Source organism: Neisseria sp. HMSC064D07, assembly GCF_001837185.1.
GTDB classification, from domain to species: Bacteria; Pseudomonadota; Gammaproteobacteria; order Burkholderiales; family Neisseriaceae; genus Neisseria; species Neisseria flavescens_C.
In genome coordinates, this window is the sequence record NZ_KV831654.1 from 93,518 (window position 1) to 114,502 (window position 20,985).

Sequence of the window (20,985 nt, forward strand, 5' to 3'; positions counted from 1 at the left end):
TGGGTTCAATCTCAAATTGTATTTGTTTGAGGAAATAAAAAAAGGCCGTCTGAACAACAGACGGCCTTTGTGTTACCTAAACCTTTATCAAGAAACGACTTCGCCTTGGGCGCGTTGTTTTTCGATGCTGCGGTTGATGTGCCATTGTTGGGCGATGGTCAATAGGTTGTTGACTACCCAGTACAGAACCAAACCAGCAGGGAAGAAGAAGAACATGATGGAGAAAACCAAAGGCATGATTTTCATCATTTTCGCCTGCATAGGGTCGGTTGACGGCGGATTCAGATAAGTTTGTGCAAACATGGTCGCCGCCATAATCAAAGGCAGGATGTAGAAAGGATCCGGACGGCTCAAGTCGGTAATCCAACCCAACCAAGGCGCTTGGCGCAATTCTACGGAGGCGAACAATGCCCAGTACAGGCCGATGAAGACGGGGATTTGCAATAGCATAGGCAGACAGCCACCCAGCGGATTGATTTTCTCGTCTTTATAAAGCTGCATCATGGCTTGTTGTTGTGCCATGCGGTCATCGCCGTATTTCTCTTTGATGGCTTGCAATTTAGGTGCGGCGGCACGCATTTTTGCCATAGAGCGGTAAGAGGCGTTGGTCAATGGGTACAGTACGGCTTTGACGATGATGGTCAAAACGATGATTGCCCAGCCCCAGTTGCCGATGATGTTGTGCAGTTGGTTCAAGAGCCAGAAGAGTGGGGAGGCGAACCAGTGTACTTTGCCGTAGTCTTTGGCCAGTTGCAGTTTGTCGGCGATGTTGGCGATAACGGAAGTGGTTTGCGGACCGGCGTACAGGTTGATGGCGGTTCCTGCTTTTGCACCGGCTTGGATGGCGGCTAAAGGCACGCTGACACTTGCGCTGTACAGGTTGTCGTTGCGACGTTTGATGTCGATGTTGCACTCGCCTGCAGTGCATACGCTTTGGCCGTCTTTAGGCTGCAAAATCCAAGTGGACATGAAATGATGTTCAATCATGCCAAGCCAGCCGGTCGGGGTTTTGCGGATGTATTCGGCTTCGGATTTGCCGGATTTGGCATCGTCGTCCAAATCGGAGAAGCTGACTTTTTGGAAGCCGCCTTCCGGGGTGTAAACCACCGGGCCGACGTAAGAACGGGTGAAGTAGCCTTGGCCTTCAGGTTCGCTGTGGTCGCGAACGATGCGGTAGTCTGCGTTCAGGTTGACGGGTTGGCCGTTGCTGTTGGTGATGTCAAAGCGGACATTAACCAAGTAGCTGCCTTTGGTAAAAGTATAAACTTTGTCGATTTTCAGGCCGTTGGTTTCAGGTGCGCTCAGGCGGACTTCAACTTTGTCGCCTTCCAAACTGTATTGTTTTTGCGGAGCGGTAAAGCTGATGCCTTTCAGAACGTTGTTGCCTTGTGCGTCCAAAAGCTCGGATTGGGCAACGTAGGTGTATTCTTTGCCGTCGTTAAACAGGACGAAAGGTTTGTGTTCGTCGCCGGTTGCTTTGTATTGCAAGAGGGTCAGCTGACGCAGGTCGCCGCTTTTCTCATCGATGACGGCTTTGACCGTGTCTGTGGTAACGGTAATGGGAGAAGCCGGGGCAAGCGCGGCTTCGGCAGCGGCTTTTGCCGGAGTGGCGGCCGTTTGCTGTTGCGTGGCTTGTTGCGCCGGATTAGGTTTGGGGCTGGGGAAAAAATGTTCCCAGCCGGCAAAGATTGCCACTGAAATGGCAAAAAACGCCATTAGTCTTTTAAAATCCATAAGAGATTCCTGGAATTGACGGATAGGTAATCGAGATGAAAACTGCTTCAGACGGCATTATATAGAAACCGACGGGAAATTAAAGGAAATCGTGTTCTTTAAATGGTTGACAGCAGCATTATGGAACAGGGTCATGACCGTGCCCGCCGAAAGGATGGCATCGTGCGATGCGTTTGATTGCCAGCCATCCGCCTTTGAATGCGCCGTATTTTTTGACGGCTTCGACTGCGTATTGTGAACAGGTCGGGGTATAGCGGCAGCGCGGCGGAATGAGGGGGCTGATGCAGTATTGGTAAAAGCGGATGAGTGCAAGGATGAGCTTGGAAAGCAGGGTATTCATCGGCGTTTTTTCATCAGCTGGGCAAGTTGGTTTCGGGCTTCCGGAGCAGTTTCCCGATTAAACGCCTGACGCACGCGCACAACAAAATCATGCGGCGGTAGCTGGTGTTGATTCAGCCTGAACCAGTCGCGGATGACGCGCTTCATGTAATTGCGGTCATGGGCGCGTTTGGCGGTCTTTTTGCTGACGACCAAACCAAGGCGCGGATGGCCGAGCGTATTGTCTGCGGACTGGGAGACTTGCAGCAAATCGCGGCTGCGTCGGTTTTTCAACGCAAAAACGGATGAAAAATCATCCGTTTTTAATAAGCGATACTGCTTCGAGAAGCCGTAATTCAAAATTATACAGCCAGGCGTTTGCGGCCTTTGGCGCGACGAGCAGCCAATACTGCGCGACCACCGCGGGTTTTGGAGCGAACCAAGAAGCCGTGGGTGCGTTTGCGTTTGGTAACGGAAGGTTGATAAGTGCGTTTCATGATGTTTCCTAAAAATTGGTAGATAATTAAACCGTGAATTACACTCCAATTTGCCGCTTTTGTCAATCAATATAAAAACTTTTCGTTGGCCAAAGTGTGACAACGGGTTTTATGCATTGATAGAATTTGTGGATAAAATTTTGCGGCGGTTGTGGATAAAAAAGAGCGGAATGGGTATAATCGCCCAACCTTGCCTTTCTCTGTGCGCAAGGCCGTCTGAAAGCAGCGGGAGTATCGTAAAAATTTGATTTTTATCGGATTGCCGTCTGCTCTGCCTTCTTGTATTTCCCAAATCTTCCATTTTCCGAGCTTAATCTCATGACGTTAGCTGAATTTTGGCCGCTGTGCCTTTGCCGCCTTCACGAAATGTTGCCTGCCGGGCAGTTTGCGCAATGGATTGCGCCTTTGACCGTGGGCGAGGAAAACGGCGTATGGGTGGTGTATGGTAAAAACCAATTTGCCTGCAATATGCTCAAAAGCCAGTTTGCCGCTAAAATTGACGCCGTGCGTGCCGAATTGGTGCCCCAGCAGGCTGCTTTCACGTTTAAGCCGGGCGTAGGTGCGCATTATGAAATGGCGGCTCAGGCTGTTGCGCCGGTGCAAGTGCAAGAAGTCATTGAAGTTGAAGAATTTGTAGAGTCTGTTCAAATGCCTTTGCAAACTGCTGCAATGGAAGAAGATAGGCCGTTTGAAACGGTTTCCAAACCTGCCGCTGCCATGACGGCTGCCGAGATTTTGGCGCAACGCATGAAAAACCTGCCGCATGAGCCTCAAGTGCAAACTGCTGCTCCGGCTGAGTCTAAAGCAGTGGCCAAAGCCAAAACCGACGCACAACACGATGCGGAAGAAGCGCGCTACGAACAGACCAATCTGTCGCGCGACTATACATTTGAAACCTTGGTGGAAGGTAAGGGTAACCGCCTTGCCGCCGCAGCCGCCCAAGCGATTGCTGAAAATCCGGGGCAGGGCTATAACCCGTTTTTCTTATACGGCAGTACCGGTTTGGGTAAAACCCACTTGGTACAAGCCATCGGCAACGAATTGCTGAAAAACCGTCCTGATGCCAAAGTGCGCTATATGCACTCGGACGACTATATCCGCAGCTTTATGAAGGCAGTGCGCAACAACACTTATGATGTGTTCAAGCAACAATATAAACAATATGACCTGCTGATTATCGACGATATTCAGTTTATTAAAGGCAAAGACCGTACGATGGAAGAATTTTTCTATCTGTACAACCATTTCCACAACGAGAAAAAACAGCTGATTCTGACGTGCGACGTATTGCCTGCCAAAATCGAGGGCATGGACGACCGTCTTAAATCCCGTTTCTCATGGGGTTTGACTTTGGAACTCGAGCCGCCCGAATTGGAAATGCGCGTGGCGATTTTGCAGAAAAAGGCAGAAGCAGCCGGTATCAGTATCGAAGACGAAGCCGCATTGTTTATCGCCAATCTGATCCGTTCCAATGTGCGTGAGTTGGAAGGCGCGTTTAACCGTGTCAGCGCCAGCAGCCGTTTTATGAACCGCCCAGTCATCGACATGGATTTGGCGCGTACGGCTTTGCAGGATATTATTGCCGAGAAACACAAAGTCATTACCGCCGACATCATCATCGATGCCACAGCCAAATACTACCGTATTAAAATCAGCGATATATTAGGTAAAAAACGCACGCGCAACATCGCCCGTCCGCGCCAAGTTGCCATGAGCCTGACCAAAGAGCTGACCACGCTCAGCCTGCCTTCTATCGGCGATGCCTTTGGCGGTCGTGACCACACGACTGTGATGCACGGCGTCAAAGCAGTGGCGAAATTACGCGAAGAAGACCCCGAATTGGCGCAAGACTACGAAAAACTGCTGATTTTGATTCAGAACTGACCCAATGCAATTTCAGACGGCCTGATGTCAATATGAGGCCGTCTGAAAACAAAAAATATTTTAAAATACCCAAATCAACCGATTTCAAATTCAAAGGAATGGAACATGCTGATTTTACAAGCCGATCGCGACAGTCTGCTCAAGCCGTTGCAAGCCGTTACCGGTATCGTTGAGCGTCGCCATACTCTGCCAATTCTGTCCAATGTGTTGCTGGAAAGCAAAGACGGACAAACCAAACTTTTGGCAACCGACTTGGAAATCCAAATCAATACCGCCGGCCCTGAGAGTCAGGCAGGCGATTTCCGCATTACGACCAATGCTAAAAAATTCCAAGACATCCTGCGCGCCCTGCCAGACAGTGCGTTGGTGTCCTTAGATTGGGCGGACAACCGTCTAACTTTGCGCGCGGGCAAATCCCGTTTTGCCTTGCAAACCCTGCCGGCCGAAGACTTTCCGTTGATGAATGTCGGCAGCGACGTCAGCGCGACTTTCTCGCTGACTCAAGAAACCTTCAAAACCATGCTTTCGCAAGTGCAATACAGCATGGCGGTTCAAGATATCCGCTATTACCTCAACGGCTTGCTGATGCAGGTTGAAGGAAACCAACTGCGCCTTGTTGCAACCGACGGCCACCGCCTTGCTTATGCGGCCAGCCAAATTGAAGCAGAACTGCCGAAAACGGAAGTAATCCTGCCGCGCAAAACGGTATTGGAACTCTTCAAGCTATTGAACAATCCGTCCGAGTCCATCACCGTTGAGCTTTTGGACAATCAAGTACGCTTCCAATGTAATGGTACGACCATTGTCAGCAAAGTCATCGATGGCAAGTTCCCTGACTTTAACCGCGTGATTCCTTTGGATAACGACAAGATTTTCCTCGTGTCCCGTACCCAGTTTTTGGGTGCGCTCGAGCGTGCTGCCATTCTTGCCAATGAAAAATTCCGCGGCGCACGACTGTTCCTGCAGCCTGGTTTGCTGAGTGTCGTATGTAGCAACAACGAGCAGGAAGAAGCGCGCGAGGAGCTGGAAATCGCTTACCAAGGCGGAGAACTCGAAGTCGGTTTCAACATCGGCTACCTGATGGATGTGTTGCGTAACATCCACTCCGACGATATGCAGCTTGCTTTCGGCGATGCCAACCGTTCAACGCTGTTTACCGTGCCAAATAATCCGAATTTCAAATACATCGTGATGCCGATGCGTATTTAATTGGTGTGTGAATAAATAAAAAGAGCGTGTACGGTACACGCTCTTTTTTATAGGTTTGAATCAAAAGGCCGTCTGAAAATTGTTTTTCAGACGGCCTTTTGATTAAACCGGGATGATTCGGTTAAATAGGAAAACTGGGATTAACGTGGACGTGGTTCGCAGTTTTTCACCAGGAATGAGCCGTTAGGGGCGTTCACACCGACAACTTCAGAAGTAGTGTGGGTGTTTTTGTCGATGAAACCGGCAGACATTACATAGCCGCGACGGTTGGTGAAAGTAGTGCCAGTGCTGTCAGAACGTTTTTTGTCGACAACCAAAGAGGCTTTTTTGCCACCGGCGTTTACGTCAGCAGTAACTGCACGGCCGCTACGGTCAAAGCCGTACATCACGTTCAGTGATTTGCCACCGTCACAACGGTAAGAAACGAAGCCGGCAGGTGCAGCGGCAGCAGAGAAGGAAACAGTAGCCAATGCGGCTGCAGTGATAACAGAAAGTAATTTCATGATCTAAGCTCCATATGAGGGTTGTGTGTTATCTTGCAAAGTGAGAAAGGGTTTCCGTTTGCAGATGAAGCGTATTTTAGGCGTTTTGTCGGTAGTGGCAATTAGGTAAATTGCAAAACAGTGTTTACTTATGATTACCCGATTGTTTATTAATAGAAAGTTGTTTGTAATTTGGTGTTGCAAAGTGGTTATGCAGGTTGTTGCGGAATATATACATTAATGATTCTTTAAGAAATATAGCGAAAGAATACAAAAAAGGCCGTCTGAATGTTCAGACGGCCTTTGATATGAAGCGGTTTACAAGAAGAAAATTGCAGCCACAGTCACGGCGATGATGCCGTAGATGGTCATCGGGATGACAGTTTTCTTGATAATGGCACCTTCGGCGTTGTTCACGTTCAACACGCTGCACACGGCGATGATGTTGTTGATGCAGACCATGTTGCCCATTGCGCCGCCGACAGATTGCAGGGCGAGGATGAGGGTAACGGACAGGCCGGTATCAAGCGCGATTTGTTGTTGAATCGGACCGAAGGTCAGGTTGGATACAGTGTTGGAGCCTGAGAAGAATGCACCGATTGCGCCAAGGTAAGGGGAGAAGTACACCCAGTGTTCGCCTGCCATCGCGGCAAACTCTTTACCGATGATTTTCACCATGGAGTCGTCACCGCCAACCATCATCAGTTGAACCATAATCAGCGCACCCATCAGGGCAAGCAGAGGTTTTTTGGTTTGGTTGAAGGTTGCAGCGTAGAAAGACCATGCATCTTTGAATTTAGTTTTGTACAGCAGGATGCAAATCCAAACGGTGAAGACAAACGGAATCCAAGCCGGAACGTAGAGGGTTTGGTAGGAAGCGTTTACGCCTTGGCCGAAGATGTTGCCGAAGGTGATGGTCAGGGAGTCACTGACGGTGATTTTGGACAAATCAAACGGCAGTTGGAAGCTGAACCATTCTTCTTTGCTGGTCAGCAGGCCTTTGATGCCCAACTGTTTGATACGGGTGACCACCAGCATGCCGATCAGCATACCCAAAGGAGCCAGTGCTTTGGCAACTTGTGCGAAAGGTACTTTTTCTGCATTCGGGTCTTTGGCGTAATCTTTGCTCAAGCCCCAGCCGCGGTTTGCTGCGAATACGGACACCATCAGGCCGATTGCGCCGGCAACCAAAGATGGGAATTCTTCATTGACCATTGCCAATGCAACGTAAGGAAGGGTACAGGAGAATACGGCGATACCGATAAAGCCCAGGTTTTTACGGATTTCAGCCCAAGGTACGATGAAGCTCAAGCCGATAACAGGGATGATGAAACCAGCAAAGAAGTGCATTACGCCGGTTTGCATACCGATTTCCATAATGCTCTTTTGATCCAAGCCCAAAGGCGCAAAGCCGAACCAAGTTGGGGTACCTACTGCACCGAAGGATACGGGTACGGAGTTCATCACCAAAGCGAAGATGGCTACTTTTAACGGGTTGAAGCCCAAGCTCATCAGGATTGGCGCGGCAATGGCGGCAGGCGTACCGAAACCGGACGCGCCTTCAATCATAAAGGCGAAAGACCAGCCGATGATCATCAATTGGGCAATCGGGTTCGGGCTGATGGTAGCCAGCCATTTGCGGATGACGTCGATACAGCCGGTGGTTTCCATCATGCGGTTGAACATAATGGCACCGAAAATCACGGTAATCGGGGTCAGGGTAGAAACGAGGCCTGACGCTGCCGTTGCGTTGAGCAACATGGCGTTGTCGCCGAAATAAAACAGTTTGATGACGTAAATCAGCGCGGCGGTAATCGGCAGCGCAATGTAAGACGGCATACTGTTTTTCTTAACCATCAGCCAAATCAGCAGGATGATGGGGAAAATGCTGAGAAAGAGAGCCATAGGAATATCCTCGGGGCAACGGGCACCATAACCGTCAATCAATGGCGGTTTGATGCGATGTGTTGAGTAATAGATGTTTTTCGAATAAGGATTGCCACTTTTTAGATGCAACCAGTTATCAGGTAAATTGGTTTTACCAATTTATGAAAACTGTTGCACACTTTACGTAATCTTATGTAATCGGTCAAGAGGTTTGTAACAAAAAAGGCCGTCTGAAATTGGGTTTTCAGACGGCCTGAGTGCATTGCCAGTAGTGCATTTGGTCGAATATCGAATGGTATTTACATTCAATATTTTGTAAAGGTTTTGTTTTTAATTGATTTCAAACGAATTATTCTATTCCTGCCCATTTATGCGTCTGTACGCTCAGTTGCCAATGGACGGGGGCGTCGGCTCGGCTGTTTAATACGCCGATTTGGCGGATGGTGTCGTAGATATTCATCACACCGTCTTGTTCGCAAGGCGAGAGGTAGTAATGTTGGGCGCGGATTTTGCGTTCCATTTCCTGACAAAACGCAATGACTTCGCCGTCGGCGACAATGCGCACTTCATCTGCTTTCTCGATGCAGCTTTTTTCGTATTTGGCGGCGTAGCAGGCCTTAGGGCTGGTGGCAACGTAGTCGATTTGCGGCGGCGCGGGGTTGAGGCCGTTGGTTTCAATACACAGAAAATAGCCTTCGGCTTTGAGTGCATTGAGCAGGGTATCCAAATGCGGTTGGATGGTGGGTTCGCCGCCGGTAATGATGATGTTGCGTGCCGTGTAGGTTTTCAGACGGCCTAAAATATAGGACAGGCTCATCATGCCGAATTTGAGGTAGTCGGTATCGCACCAGCTGCAGGCGAGATTGCATTTGCCCAAACGGATGAAAACGGCGGGCATGCCTGTATTCCAGCCTTCGCCTTGCAGGCTTTCAAAGATTTCGACAATGCGGTATTGGGGATTGTTTGGTGTGATTTGAATGGTCATGAATGTCGGGTGTGTGGGATTTAATTGTTGTGGTGAAGCGTTTTGAGAAATCGGTTGAGGCAGCCATTCTTTCTGTTAGTTCGAGGGGAAAGAATGGCTGGTGTGTTTAAGCGTAAATGACGGCTGCGGCGGCCAAAAATGCCGGCAAGCCTTGTTTGAACAAAATGCCTTTGTTGCCGGATGAAAACGCGCCCCATGCGGCGGCGATGAGGACGAAGCCGAGGAATAGGATGGTCGCGCCGTAAACGGCGTTGTCGGGTGCGGCAAAGCGCGCCCATACTAAGCCGATGGCGAGGAAGCCATTGTACAGGCCTTGGTTGGAAAACAGGGTTTGTACGCGTTTTTGTTCCATAAATTCGTAAGGCATATTGAACAGCTCTGACGTTTTTTCGCTTGGGATTTGCGTCATTTCGAGCCAGGCGATGTAGAAATGTTCGACAGCGACGAAGAGGACGAGGAGGGTGGAGATGATTTTCATGAAGATTCCTTTTGATGTTTAGCGTATGAGGTATTTATGGGAACAGGCTGTCTGAAAAATACAAAATGCCGGTTTATTCCCCTTCATATTCTGCACATGAAGTCGGCGTTTCCCATAGTTTCACGCTGCACACTTTGACACCGGCGTTTTTCAGACGGCCATACATTTCTACACTCATGTTTTCGGCGGTGGTGCGGCAGGGCAGACGCAGGGTTTTCATGTTCCAGCCTTCCAAAAGCGCGGCGATTTGGCTTTCGCGTTCGTTGTTGCCGTGATAGATGAAGGCATGGTCGAATGGGTCAGTAATGTGTTGTTTGACGATGGCTTTCAGGTCGGTAAAGTCCATCACCATGCCGTCTTTTGCGCCGCCTTGGATAACGGGTGCGGAGACGGTGATTTCGAGTTTGTAGGTGTGGCCGTGCAGGTTTTGGCATTTGCCGTCATGCCCGTCGAGCATGTGCGAGGAATCGAAGGTAAAGATTTTGGTGATTTTCATGAGATGAGGGAAGCCGATCAGGCCGTCTGAACGGTGTAAAACCTGTTTCAGGCGGCCTTGGGATTATTGTTCGGAAGGGAGTTTGAGGAAATGCTCGCGATAATGGCGCATTTCTTCGATGCTTTCGAGGATGTCGTCCAATGCCTTGTGCGAACCGCGTTTGACCACGCTTTTAGCGACGGCCGGATTCCAGCGTTTAGCCAATTCTTTCAGCGTGGATACGTCCAAGTTGCGGTAGTGGAAATAGGCTTCCAAACGCGGCATGTATTTGACCATGAAGCGGCGGTCTTGATGGATGGAGTTGCCGCACATGGGTGTGGATTTCTCGGGTATCCATGCGGACATGAAGTCCAACAGGTTTTGCTCGACTTCGGCTTCGGTCAGTTTGGATTCGCGTACACGTTGGGTCAGGCCGGTGCGGCCGTGGGTGGCGGTGTTCCACTCGTCCATGCCGTCGAGCAACTCGTCGCTTTGATGGATGACGTAAACGTCCGATTGCGCCAGTACGTTTAAATCGGAATCGGTAATGATCATGGCGACTTCGATAATGCGGTCGTGTTCCGGGTTGAGGCCGGTCATTTCCATATCGAGCCAGCAGAGATTGTTTGCGTTTTGGGTCATTTCAGACGGCCTTGTGTTTTCAGTTGGCAGTATTATAAAGGATAAAGGTTCGGGCCGTCTGAAAGCATTTGTAACAAGTTGTGCAATCTCTTGATATAATCGTCCGTTACACAAAAAATCACCGCCAAAAATCATGAACCCAAGCCCTTTGCTCGATATTATCGATACGCCTCAGGATTTGCGCCGTCTGGAGAAAAAACAGCTGCCGCAAGTCGCCGCCGAATTGCGCGAATTTCTGTTGGATTCCGTCGGTAAGACGGGCGGCCATTTCGCCAGTAACTTGGGCGCGGTCGAGCTGACGGTTGCACTGCATTATGTGTACGACACGCCAGAAGACCATTTGGTCTGGGATGTCGGCCATCAAAGCTATCCGCACAAAATCCTCACCGGTCGCAAAAATCAAATGCACACCATGCGCCAATACGGCGGTTTGGCGGGTTTTCCGAAACGCAGCGAGTCGGAATACGACGCGTTCGGCGTGGGGCATTCTTCCACATCCATCGGCGCGGCCTTGGGCATGGCCGTTGCGGACAAACAGTTGGGCAACAACCGCCGCAGCGTCGCCATCATCGGCGACGGCGCCATGACGGCGGGTCAGGCGTTTGAAGCCCTGAACTGCGCAGGCGATATGGATGTCGATTTGCTGGTTATTCTCAACGACAACGAAATGTCGATTTCCCCCAATGTCGGCGCGCTGCCGAAATACCTCGCCAGCAACGTCGTGCGCGATATGCACGGCCTATTGAGCACCATCAAAGCCCAATCGAGCAAAGTATTGGACAAATTGCCCGGCGCGATGGAGCTTGCCCAAAAAGTCGAAAACAAAATCAAAACCTTGGCAGGCGAAGCGGAACACGCCAAACAGTCGCTGTCTTTGTTTGAAAACTTCGGTTTCCGTTATACAGGCCCGGTGGACGGCCACAACGTTGAAAATCTGGTGGACGTATTAAAAGACTTGCGCGGCCGCAAAGGCCCTCAGTTGTTGCACGTCATCACCAAAAAAGGCAACGGCTACAAATTCGCCGAAAACGACCCTGTCAAATACCACGCTGTCGCCAAGCTGCCGAGCGAAGTGCCTGTGCCGGAAGTCAAACCTGCCGCGGCCAAACCGACTTATACGCAAGTGTTCGGTCAATGGCTGTGCGACCAAGCGGCGGCGGACGAGCGTTTGGTCGCCATCACGCCTGCCATGCGCGAGGGCAGCGGCTTGGTTGAGTTTGAACAGCAATTCCCCGACCGCTATTTCGACGTCGGCATCGCCGAGCAACATGCCGTTACCTTTGCCGGCGGTTTGGCATGTGAGGGCATTAAGCCCGTCGTGGCGATTTACTCCACTTTCCTGCAACGCGCTTACGACCAGTTAGTACACGACGTTGCCTTGCAAAACCTACCTGTTTTGTTCGCTATCGACCGCGCTGGTATTGTCGGTGCAGACGGCCCGACCCATGCCGGTTTATACGACTTGAGCTTTTTGCGTTGCGTGCCGAACATGATTATTGCTGCACCAAGCGACGAAAACGAATGCCGCCTGCTGCTTTCAACCTGCTATCAGGCAAATTCTCCGTCCGCCGTCCGTTATCCGCGCGGTACAGGCACGGGCGCAACCATTTCAGACGGCCTAGAAACCGTTGAAATCGGCAAAGGCATCATCCGTCGTGAAGGCGAGAAAATTGCCGTTATCGCCTTTGGCAGCATGGTTGCCCCATCATTGGCCGCGGCTGAGAATCTGAACGCGACCGTTGCCGATATGCGCTTTGTCAAACCGATAGACGAAGAACTGATCGTCCGTCTCGCCCGAAGCCATGACTACATTGTTACAGCCGAAGAAAACGCCGAACAAGGCGGCGCAGGCAGCGCGGTGTTGGAAGTGTTGGCGAAACACGGCATCTGCAAACCGGTGTTGCTGTTGGGTGTAGAAGACAAAGTTACCGAACACGGCGACCCGAAAAAACTGTTGGACGACTTGGGTTTGAGTACCGAAGCGATTGAAAAGCGCATTGCCGGCTGGATCAAGGCCGTCTGAAAATTACTAAAATATCTCAATACATTGCATAATTTATGGGAAAAAAATTAATCAGCATCAGCATGGTGCGCAACGAAAACGACGTGATCGAATCGTTTGTCCGTCATAATCTCGATCTGATGGATGAAATGCACATCATCGATCACGGCAGCAGCGATGGAACAAGGGAAATCCTGATTCAATTGAAAGAAGAAGGTTTGCCGATATTTATCTATCAATATCAAGGGCTCAAGTACAATCAAGAGCAATTGGTCAACCAGCTGATGAAGCAGCTTGTAGCAAAAGATGAAGCGATAGATTTCGTTTTTCCGCTGGATGCGGACGAATTTATTTCATGTCATAGCCGTATCATGCTGGAACAACTTTTGGATGTCATCGGCGAAAACAGGATCGGCATGTACCTTTGGCGCGGCTATTTGCCGACATCGTTGCAATACAACCCTGATTTCACCACACAATTTACCGAGCAACGCCTCGAAACGCTCTTTACCCCCAAAGTCATTATCCCCAGATGGGCTGCCGAATCTTGCAGCGTGATTATCGGCTGCCATTACATGCTGGATAAAGATGGCAACAAGGTTAAATCAACCCTGTTTCATTCGCCGAATTATCGAGGTTTACATTCCTGGTTTATCGAGGTTTACATTCCTGGTTTATCGAGCAGTTTGCCGCCCAATTTGCGGAGACCGATTTGTTGTGGCTGGGGCATTTCCCAATCCGCTCCTTGAACCAGCACATCAAAAAAATCCTCGAAAAGTCCATCTTGATTGCCATTAAAGACGGAAGCAATGATATTGCCTGGGAAAACCAGTTGCGCGAATTGTTGGATAACGGCATGAAGATGGACTTGAACGATTTACGGCTGTTGGCATACAGATACCGCGCCGGTTCTACAAGTTTAGAGGCCTTACAGTGTGAAGTCAGCCGTTACGAACCCTTGCGTAAAAAACCGCTGATGCTGAAATACACCTCGCCGGAAGCAGGCGATCCTTTGATGACTGTTGGACATCTGGTACTTGCATTGGCAAGCAGCGCACAAGATTCCTCTTTAGGCCTTAAGGCCGTCTGAAAAACACAGCCCGCACACACAATAATAGGAAAATTATGATCAGCATCTTTGATATTTTCAAAATCGGCATCGGCCCGTCCAGCTCGCACACCGTCGGCCCGATGAAGGCCGCGGCCGCCTTTGCTGATTTGCTGCATGCCGAAAACTTGGATACACAAGTGGCACGCATTGTCATTGAAGTGTACGGCTCGCTTGCTTTGACCGGTATCGGACACGGTACATTCGATGCATTATTGCTCGGTTTGGAAGGCAGTCTGCCGCACGATATTCCGCTTGCAGACATCCCACAACGCTTGGAACGCATCCGCACGCAGCACGTTTTAAAGCTCAACGGCCGCGAAATGGCCTTCAATCCCGAAAAAGATTTGGATATCCGCGGCGACAAAGTGTTGCCCAAGCATCCGAACGGTTTGAACTTTATCGCCTACAATTCAGACGGCCTGAAGCTGAAAGAACAGATCTATTATTCGGTTGGCGGCGGTTTTATCGTAACAGACGAAGGGTTTGCACAAGAGGCGCAGGAAAATTCGGACGTGCCATATCCTTACAAAAACTGCGACGAGTTGCTGGCACAATGCCGTCTGAACCAGTTGAATATTTCCGAAGTCGTGTTGGCCAATGAAGCGGCGTTGGCAGGTTGCGATGAGACGGAAGTGCGCTGCCATGTGGCTGCTGTGGCCGATGTGATGGAAAACTGCATCAAGCGCGGCTTGGGTGCGGAAGGGCAGCTGCCCGGCGGCTTGAACGTCCGCCGCCGCGCGCCGCAGTTGGCAGCCAAACTCAAAGTCCTGCGCGAGAGCGAAATCGTCAATACCCAACTTTGGCCGATGGTGTACGCCATGGCAGTTAATGAAGAAAACGCCGCCGGCGGACGCGTCGTAACCGCACCGACCAACGGCGCGGCAGGCATTATTCCTGCCGTCTTGCACTATTTCCGCAAATTTAATCCGCACGCCAACCAATCGCGCGTCGAAGATTTCCTGCTGACTGCCGGCGCTATCGGCATTTTGTACAAAACCAACGCGTCGATTTCCGGTGCGGACGTCGGCTGCCAAGGCGAAGTCGGCGTGGCATGTTCTATGGCGGCGGGTGCATACGCCGAAGTTATCGGCGGTACACCAAAACAAGTGGAAAACGCCGCTGAAATGGCCATGGAGCACCACTTGGGTTTAACCTGCGATCCTGTCGGCGGCTTGGTGCAAATCCCCTGTATCGAGCGCAACGGCATCGCCGCCGAAAAAGCCCTCAAGCTAGCCACCCTCGCGCTTTTGGAAGACGGCACAGACAAAAAAGTCTCACTTGATGAAGTGATTCAAACCATGTTGCAAACCGGCCGCGATATGAAGGCAACCTACAAAGAAACCTCACTCGCAGGCTTGGCCATTACCTTGCAGAAAAAAGCCGTGCCGGTATCTGTACGCGTTGTGGAATGTTAGCAATAGGGTAAGGGATCTGCCCGATAAAAAAGGCCGTCTGAAAAACTTTCAGACGGCCTTTTTTGTATGAATTGAATAACTAACTGTTTTTTTGATAAGGGTTTTCCAGTCCGGCCATTAAGTCGCGGAAGTATTCGCGCAACTGTTTTTCGGAACAACCCATCAGCAGTGCGTCTTCAAATGCGTCCTGCGCTATTTGGTACAGTTCGTTTAAGTTTTCGGTCATGACTTTGACTTTTTCGGTGCAGGAAACAATCTGACCGTCATCGTCATACCATTTAGGCATTTGCGGCATTACCATCGTACACCTCAATTCAAGAAACGGGATGGATCATTTTTCTTCACGCGACGGGCAAAGGCGTATTTCGCGCTCCAATATTTGTGGCCGAGGCTGGTAATTTCGATACGTTTGCCCGTTCTCGGCGCATGAATGAAATTGTTATTGCCGATGTAAAGGCCAACGTGGGAAATACGGCCGCGACCCATGGTGCGGAAAAAGACCATGTCGCCCGGCTGCAATTCCGAACGGCTCACGGCAACGCCCATTTGCGCCTGTTCGGCAGAGGTACGCGGCAGGTTTACGCCCATGGCGCGTTTAAAGATGTGTTGCATGAAGCCGCTGCAGTCAAAGCCGGTAGAAGCCGATGTGCCGCCGTAGCGGTAGGCCACGCCGAGCAAGCCCATGGCGCTGCCGATCAATTCGTCTGAATTACCTGAAGGTGCGCGCGTATTGTTGCTTGCGGCAGAATAGGTATTGGTGGGATGGACAGGGGTTGCCTGACGCGTATTGCCGTAAACGTTGGCGTTGTCGTTGAATTGGTTTAAAACACGCTGACGGGTGGTAATCAGGTTTTCCAAATCATCGGCGTAAGAAAAATTGACGCTCGCGAGCATGGCGACCGAAGTCCAAACTGCTGCGAGCCGGAGTAAAAAATTCATTATAAAAACTTCCGTTTCAGAAGGCACTCCCTGCCGATTGCAGGCACACTGCCGGTTTCTGAGATGTTATCCCGTATCATTCTCTTGTTATCTGCTTGATTGTATTCAAAAACCGTCTTTTTGGCAAAAAAACTGCTGTTATTTTGCGTTAAACCCTTGTTTCCAAACAAACTAGAAAAACATTAAACGCGGTTTCGCTTGATTTATCCTCCGCTGCAACCATATAAGCGGCATTCATTGATTTATTTTCAGAGACTGACATGACACAAAATCACAGCGATATCCGTACACGCTTTATCTTCGACGATATGCCTATCCGCGGTATGCACATCCGCCTCGAAAAGGTTTGGCACCACATCGTCAACCAAAAACATTATCCTGTCGCCATCCGTCGCGCATTGGGCGAATTGTTGGCCGCCGGTTCTTTATTGTCTGCCAACCTTAAAAACGAAGGCACGCTGATTGTTCAGGTTCAAGGTCAGGGCCGTCTGAAAATGTTGGTGGTGGAAGCGACTTCTGAAAATACTGTCCGTGCTACCGCGCGTTGGGACGAAACCGCTGAAATTCGTGATGATGAAAGCCTGACTGCGCTGTTGGGCGAAAACAGCGTGTTCGTTTTGACCCATCAGCCTAAAGATGCCGACCCATGGCAAGGTGTTGTCCCTCTGGAAGGCGACAGCATTGCGCAAATGTTGGTCAACTATATGAAACGTTCCGAGCAGCTCGATACCTATATTACGCTTGCCGCCGACGACCAAGCCGCAGGCGCATTATTGCTGCAACGTCTGCCGGAAGAAGAATTGGATGATGCCGCTTGGGAGCATGTGACCACGCTTGCGCAAACGCTTACTCTGCAAGAATTGACCGGTTTGGATGCGCATCATGCCCTTTACCGCCTTTACCATGAAACCCCGCCCCGCGTTTTTGAACCGGAAGCCATTGAATTTTCCTGTACCTGCTCCCGCGGCAAAGTCAGCGATATGCTGTTGATGCTTGGTGGTCAGGAAGTCGGCGGCGTGGTGGCAGAACAAGGCAGCATTCAAATCGATTGCGATTTCTGCCATACCAAGTATGTGTTTGATGAAACCGATGTCAACGCTTTGTTTGGCGCAGATGTGGTGAATGCCGTCCGTCAGGAAAATGAGCGTTTGCAGTAAGCACGGGATAAAAGTTTCTTAAGGAAATTGGCTTAATAGAAGGGCAGGTGTAATACCTGTCCTTTCTTTTGGGGAAAACTGAATATCATCAATAGAAAATGCCGTCTGAAAAAAGCGTGGGCTGATTTCAGACAGCATGATTGTTTTAAACGATGCGTTTAATGTTTAAAGATTATTTCCAAACCAACAAAGCATGGTTGCGTTTGCCGCGGCGGACGATGGTGTATTTGCCGAAACGTTTGTGTTCGTCGGTCAGCATGTAGGCATCGTCAGGTTTTTCAGCGGCATGGTTCGGATTGTTGGCTTCGGCAGGTTTGCCGTTGAGCAAAACCGCTTTGTTGTTGTTGACAAAGCTGCGTGCTTCTTTGTTGGAAGACGCCAAACCGGTTTTCACCAAAGTTTCCACCACGTTGAGGCTCTCGGAAACTTCAAAAGTCGGCAGGCCGTCGAGTGCCAGCTGCTCGAAGTCGCTTTCGGTAAGATGGCTTTGGTCTTCGGCAAACAGGCTTTCAGAAATACGTTGGGCGGCGGCAAGGGCTTCTTCGCCGTGAATCAGGCGGGCCATTTCCTCGGCGAGGATGCGTTGCGCTTCAGGTTTGGTGCCGCTGGCTTTATCTTTCGCTTCGATGGCATCGATTTCTTCGATAGACAGGAAGGTAAAGTATTTCAGGAATTTATATACATCGGCATCGGCCACTTTCAGCCAGAATTGGTAGAACTGATACGGAGAAGTTTTCTTCGCGTTCAACCATACTGCGCCACCTTCGGTCTTGCCGAATTTAGTGCCGTCTGATTTGGTTACCAAAGGCAGGGTCAGGCCGAATACTTGTTTTTGGTGCAGACGGCGGGTCAAGTCGATACCGGCAGTGATGTTGCCCCATTGGTCGGAACCGCCGATTTCCAAAACTGCGCCATGACGTTTGTTCAATTCGGCAAAGTCGTAGCCTTGCAGCAGGGAATAGGCGAACTCGGTAAAGGAAATGCCCACATCGTCGCGCTCGATACGCTGTTTGACGGACTCTTTGTTCAGCATGGCGTTGACGGAGAAATGCTTGCCGATGTCGCGCAGGAAGTCGAGGCAGTTCATGCTGCCGAACCAGTCGGCGTTGTTCGCCATAATAGCTGCGTTGTCGCCTTCAAAGCTCAAAAAAGGTTTCAGTTGGTTGCGGATGCTTTCTACCCAGCCGGCAACGGTTTCGGCAGAGTTTAAGCTGCGCTCCACAGCTTTGAAGCTTGGGTCGCCAATCATGCCGGTCGCGCCACCCACCAATGCAATCGGCGTATGGCCGGCTTGTTGGAAACGGCGCAATGCCAATACAGGCAGCAAGTGGCCGATGTGCAGGCTGTCGGCCGTCGGGTCAAAACCGCAATAGAGGGAAATTTTTTGTTCGTTTAGCAAAGCGTCTAAGGCTTCGATGTCGGTAGTTTGGGCGATTAAGCCACGCGATTGTAGGTCTTTGATGACGCTCATTGATATCTTCCAAAAAAATTAGCAGTTTTACAAACTGCTAATTGTAACAAATTTCATCGGATGAATGGCTATGGCTTACTGAAGAAGCGTGTGTTTTTCAGAAAAACGTTTGGCCAATTCTCTGCCGCCGTAAGGGTTGATGTGGTCTCTATCGGAATAAACCGGCAATCCGTTGATTTTGAAATTTTCCGGAATATAGGCGGTAGCATCGACAATGTGCACATTGGTATATTTTTCCGCCAATTCTTTGATGCGTTCATTTCCTTTTGAAGTGACTGTTTCATCAATGGCAAGATTTTGACTAAATCCCGGTATGCGGTAAGACAGAATATAGGCGCGCAAGCCGTTGTATGACAGATTAGGGTTGTCTATCATCAGGTAAACCGCTTGTTTTTCCGAAGAAAGTTTTTGCAACATGAGGTCGAATTTTTTGAAAAAATCGGCATCGTAAGCAAGGGAGTTGCTGTTTTCAGACATTTGGCTGCCCCAGCGCATGGCCAAAAGTACTTTTGAGTATTGGGGCAGATGCTCTTTGGCATACTGATAAACGGCACGGCAGGAGGCGTTTTTCTTGAATACGGGCGCGGCATAATCTTCTACATAGGCACAACTGTCCGCAGAAACCATCGCTGCCGACCATTTTTCTTTTTTGCCGACGGTATCAAAAAACGTTTTATATTGGTCGGCATGAGAATCGCCTAGAATCAGTAATTCCGGCTGTTTGTCGGTATCGCCCCAAATACATTGTTTGTCGGTGTTGTTGTGACAAGAAGTGTAGGAACGCGCCAATCCCATACGGTCGTATTGCTCCATAAACGGAAGCTTCATGGCAAGAAAAGGCGTAATAGCCAAAACAAGCATGGGGACGGCATAAACCCATGTCACAGATTGGGCAAAAGAGCCTTTCCAGTTTTTAAACGGCTTCTCGACAAAATAATAAGAAAACAGAGAGAGTGCAAACATTAAGACAATCGCGGCCGCAGTCGAATACGAAGGCAGATTATTTGAACCGATGTATCTCATAAAAGCCAATACAGGCCAATGCCACAGATACAGCGAATAGGAAATCAAGCCTATGCCGACAGTAATCTTCCATTGGAAAAATTTTTTCAGCCGGTGTTCAAATTGATTGAAGTAAATGAATGCGGCGGCGGCCAAACAAGGAATGATGGCGGCAGGCCCCGGGAAATAGGCAGTTTTTTCCGTATAGGTAAACAGGCAGGCAAACAGTACGCATACGGAAAGTAATGAGCCTGCCGCTGCATATTGTTTGCCGGTATCCAGCCCTTGTTGTTGCCGATATTGCATCCACACTGCCGTCAACGATCCGATCAGCATTTCGCAGGCGCGCAGATGGGGAAGGTAATATTTATCCAGCGCAGTCGGTATAAAAGAAGCCAAAATACTGAATACGCATAGCGTGATGAGGAAGGCAAACTGGGTGCGCCAGCTTTTGCGGACAACCAGCAACAGCAATATCGGGAAGACGAAATAATATTGTTCTTCGACCGATAAAGACCAAATGTGAAGCAAAGGTTTTTCTTCTTGTATGGGATCGAAATAGCCCTGACCCTTTGCAAAAAAGATATTGGAGATGAACCCCAAGGTGGACAGGGCTGTCCTCCATAAAAGGAAGAAATCATCTTTGGTGAATAAAAGAAAGCCGCATATCAGCGTTACCGTCAATACGGTAAAAAATGCGGGCAGTATCCGCTTGATACGGCGGATGTAAAACTTTTTGAACGAAAAAATCCCACTGCTCATTTCACGATGGATAATCATCGTGATCAGAAAGCCGGAAATGACAAAAAAGATATCGACACCAAGAAAGCCGCCAGGCAGCCAGTTTTTTTCAATATGGAAAACGACAACGGATAGAACAGCAACGGCACGCAATGTATCAATATCTGGGCGGTAAGATAAAACTTTTCTCATAATATTTTGATTTTAATTAGTTTATTTTAATAGCGTCGTCTGAAAAGTGATTCCTGCCGAGAATGGTAGCATTTCAGAGATCAGCCATCGTTTGTCAGTACTGGGCAGTTTGTTTGCCTTCTTAGAATGATTGCTGATGATATGCGTTTGAATAGGATTAGATTAGAGTAGGAATAAAGTTGATAGTTTCAACATAATATTTAATATGTTGTTTTTATAATGAATCAATACGATGTGATATTGTTTAATTATTTATTGTCATATCAGTGGTATTGTTATTGATGATGTAACCTTGCGCTATTTTTAGGTGAAGCGTCGGTAATAAATGGGAGGAGACCTTTGCAAAAAAGCCCTTCCTTCGACA

Annotated in this window: 21 protein-coding genes; 7 read left to right on the forward strand and 14 right to left on the reverse strand. The window is 49.4% G+C overall.

Going from position 1 to position 20,985, the window contains the following annotated elements; genetic code table 11:
• Positions 1 to 87 precede the first annotated feature (87 nt).
• The 4 genes from yidC to rpmH form a co-directional block, all read right to left on the reverse strand.
• Positions 88 to 1,734, reverse strand: a complete 1,647-nt coding sequence (gene yidC, locus HMPREF2608_RS02680; RefSeq protein WP_070825894.1) for a membrane protein insertase YidC — start codon at positions 1,732 to 1,734, stop codon at positions 88 to 90.
• Between the two features lie 118 nt (positions 1,735 to 1,852).
• Positions 1,853 to 2,074, reverse strand: a complete 222-nt coding sequence (gene yidD / locus HMPREF2608_RS02685) for a membrane protein insertion efficiency factor YidD (protein ID WP_063069052.1) — start codon at positions 2,072 to 2,074, stop codon at positions 1,853 to 1,855.
• The gene (gene rnpA / locus HMPREF2608_RS02690; protein ID WP_070825895.1) at positions 2,071 to 2,412 is read right to left on the reverse strand and encodes a ribonuclease P protein component; all 342 of its coding nucleotides are present in this window, start codon (positions 2,410 to 2,412) and stop codon (positions 2,071 to 2,073) included. Before rnpA ends, yidD begins: the two co-directional genes overlap by 4 nt.
• A gap of 2 nt (positions 2,413 to 2,414) precedes the next feature.
• On the reverse strand, positions 2,415 to 2,549 hold the full coding sequence (gene rpmH, locus HMPREF2608_RS02695) for a 50S ribosomal protein L34 (RefSeq protein ID WP_002214728.1): 135 nt from the start codon (positions 2,547 to 2,549) through the stop codon (positions 2,415 to 2,417).
• A gap of 318 nt (positions 2,550 to 2,867) precedes the next feature.
• Here rpmH and dnaA point away from each other — a divergent pair, with 318 nt between their 5' ends.
• Complete coding sequence (gene dnaA, locus HMPREF2608_RS02700; RefSeq protein ID WP_070825896.1) at positions 2,868 to 4,433, forward strand: chromosomal replication initiator protein DnaA; 1,566 nt, start codon at positions 2,868 to 2,870, stop codon at positions 4,431 to 4,433.
• A gap of 105 nt (positions 4,434 to 4,538) precedes the next feature.
• Entirely contained in the window at positions 4,539 to 5,642 is a 1,104-nt protein-coding gene (gene dnaN, locus HMPREF2608_RS02705) for a DNA polymerase III subunit beta (RefSeq protein WP_070825897.1), read from the forward strand.
• Between the two features lie 140 nt (positions 5,643 to 5,782).
• Here dnaN and HMPREF2608_RS02710 read toward each other — a convergent pair whose 3' ends face one another.
• The 6 genes from HMPREF2608_RS02710 to orn all read right to left on the reverse strand — a co-directional run bounded on the left by HMPREF2608_RS02710 (position 5,783) and on the right by orn (position 10,591).
• A complete protein-coding gene (locus HMPREF2608_RS02710; RefSeq protein WP_003748906.1) occupies positions 5,783 to 6,145 on the reverse strand; it encodes an ACP-like domain-containing protein in 363 nt (120 codons plus the stop codon).
• Between the two features lie 297 nt (positions 6,146 to 6,442).
• On the reverse strand, positions 6,443 to 8,029 hold the full coding sequence (locus HMPREF2608_RS02715) for an L-lactate permease (RefSeq protein ID WP_049332627.1): 1,587 nt from the start codon (positions 8,027 to 8,029) through the stop codon (positions 6,443 to 6,445).
• A gap of 331 nt (positions 8,030 to 8,360) precedes the next feature.
• Positions 8,361 to 8,996, reverse strand: coding sequence for a 7-carboxy-7-deazaguanine synthase QueE (locus tag HMPREF2608_RS02720; RefSeq protein ID WP_070825898.1), 636 nt, complete (start codon positions 8,994 to 8,996; stop codon positions 8,361 to 8,363).
• 106 nt (positions 8,997 to 9,102) lie between these two features.
• The gene (locus HMPREF2608_RS02725) at positions 9,103 to 9,474 is read right to left on the reverse strand and encodes a DUF1304 domain-containing protein (RefSeq protein ID WP_070825899.1); all 372 of its coding nucleotides are present in this window, start codon (positions 9,472 to 9,474) and stop codon (positions 9,103 to 9,105) included.
• Between the two features lie 73 nt (positions 9,475 to 9,547).
• Positions 9,548 to 9,970, reverse strand: coding sequence for a 6-carboxytetrahydropterin synthase QueD (gene queD, locus HMPREF2608_RS02730; protein ID WP_003748900.1), 423 nt, complete (start codon positions 9,968 to 9,970; stop codon positions 9,548 to 9,550).
• 63 nt (positions 9,971 to 10,033) lie between these two features.
• Complete coding sequence (gene orn / locus HMPREF2608_RS02735) at positions 10,034 to 10,591, reverse strand: oligoribonuclease (RefSeq protein WP_039862353.1); 558 nt, start codon at positions 10,589 to 10,591, stop codon at positions 10,034 to 10,036.
• Between the two features lie 133 nt (positions 10,592 to 10,724).
• Between orn and dxs the strand changes: the two genes are divergently transcribed.
• From dxs to HMPREF2608_RS02750, 4 genes are read left to right on the forward strand one after another with little or no spacing between them, the layout of a single operon-like run.
• Positions 10,725 to 12,614: a 1-deoxy-D-xylulose-5-phosphate synthase gene (gene dxs / locus HMPREF2608_RS02740; protein WP_070825900.1), complete on the forward strand. Its 1,890-nt coding sequence runs from the start codon at positions 10,725 to 10,727 to the stop codon at positions 12,612 to 12,614.
• 35 nt (positions 12,615 to 12,649) lie between these two features.
• A complete protein-coding gene (locus HMPREF2608_RS02745; protein ID WP_283122281.1) occupies positions 12,650 to 13,342 on the forward strand; it encodes a glycosyltransferase family 2 protein in 693 nt (230 codons plus the stop codon).
• The gene (locus HMPREF2608_RS11610) at positions 13,339 to 13,683 is read left to right on the forward strand and encodes a hypothetical protein (RefSeq protein ID WP_283122282.1); all 345 of its coding nucleotides are present in this window, start codon (positions 13,339 to 13,341) and stop codon (positions 13,681 to 13,683) included. The genes HMPREF2608_RS02745 and HMPREF2608_RS11610 overlap by 4 nt, the downstream gene beginning before the upstream one ends.
• Before the next feature lie 35 nt (positions 13,684 to 13,718).
• Entirely contained in the window at positions 13,719 to 15,119 is a 1,401-nt protein-coding gene (locus HMPREF2608_RS02750; RefSeq protein ID WP_070825901.1) for an L-serine ammonia-lyase, read from the forward strand.
• Between the two features lie 79 nt (positions 15,120 to 15,198).
• Here the strand turns inward: HMPREF2608_RS02750 and HMPREF2608_RS02755 are convergent, their stop codons facing one another.
• Both HMPREF2608_RS02755 and HMPREF2608_RS02760 read right to left on the reverse strand, forming a co-directional pair.
• On the reverse strand, positions 15,199 to 15,420 hold the full coding sequence (locus HMPREF2608_RS02755) for a hypothetical protein (protein ID WP_070825902.1): 222 nt from the start codon (positions 15,418 to 15,420) through the stop codon (positions 15,199 to 15,201).
• A gap of 8 nt (positions 15,421 to 15,428) precedes the next feature.
• The gene (locus HMPREF2608_RS02760; RefSeq protein ID WP_070825903.1) at positions 15,429 to 16,058 is read right to left on the reverse strand and encodes a C40 family peptidase; all 630 of its coding nucleotides are present in this window, start codon (positions 16,056 to 16,058) and stop codon (positions 15,429 to 15,431) included.
• Positions 16,059 to 16,318: 260 nt separating this feature from the next.
• On the opposite strand from HMPREF2608_RS02760, the gene hslO reads away from it, so the two are divergent.
• Entirely contained in the window at positions 16,319 to 17,215 is an 897-nt protein-coding gene (gene hslO / locus HMPREF2608_RS02765) for an Hsp33 family molecular chaperone HslO (protein WP_070825904.1), read from the forward strand.
• Positions 17,216 to 17,387: 172 nt separating this feature from the next.
• Here the strand turns inward: hslO and tyrS are convergent, their stop codons facing one another.
• Together tyrS and HMPREF2608_RS02775 are read right to left on the reverse strand one after the other, a co-directional pair.
• Complete coding sequence (gene tyrS / locus HMPREF2608_RS02770; RefSeq protein WP_070825905.1) at positions 17,388 to 18,686, reverse strand: tyrosine--tRNA ligase; 1,299 nt, start codon at positions 18,684 to 18,686, stop codon at positions 17,388 to 17,390.
• Positions 18,687 to 18,761: 75 nt separating this feature from the next.
• Complete coding sequence (locus tag HMPREF2608_RS02775; RefSeq protein ID WP_070825906.1) at positions 18,762 to 20,621, reverse strand: acyltransferase family protein; 1,860 nt, start codon at positions 20,619 to 20,621, stop codon at positions 18,762 to 18,764.
• Between the last annotated feature and the right edge of the window lie 364 nt (positions 20,622 to 20,985).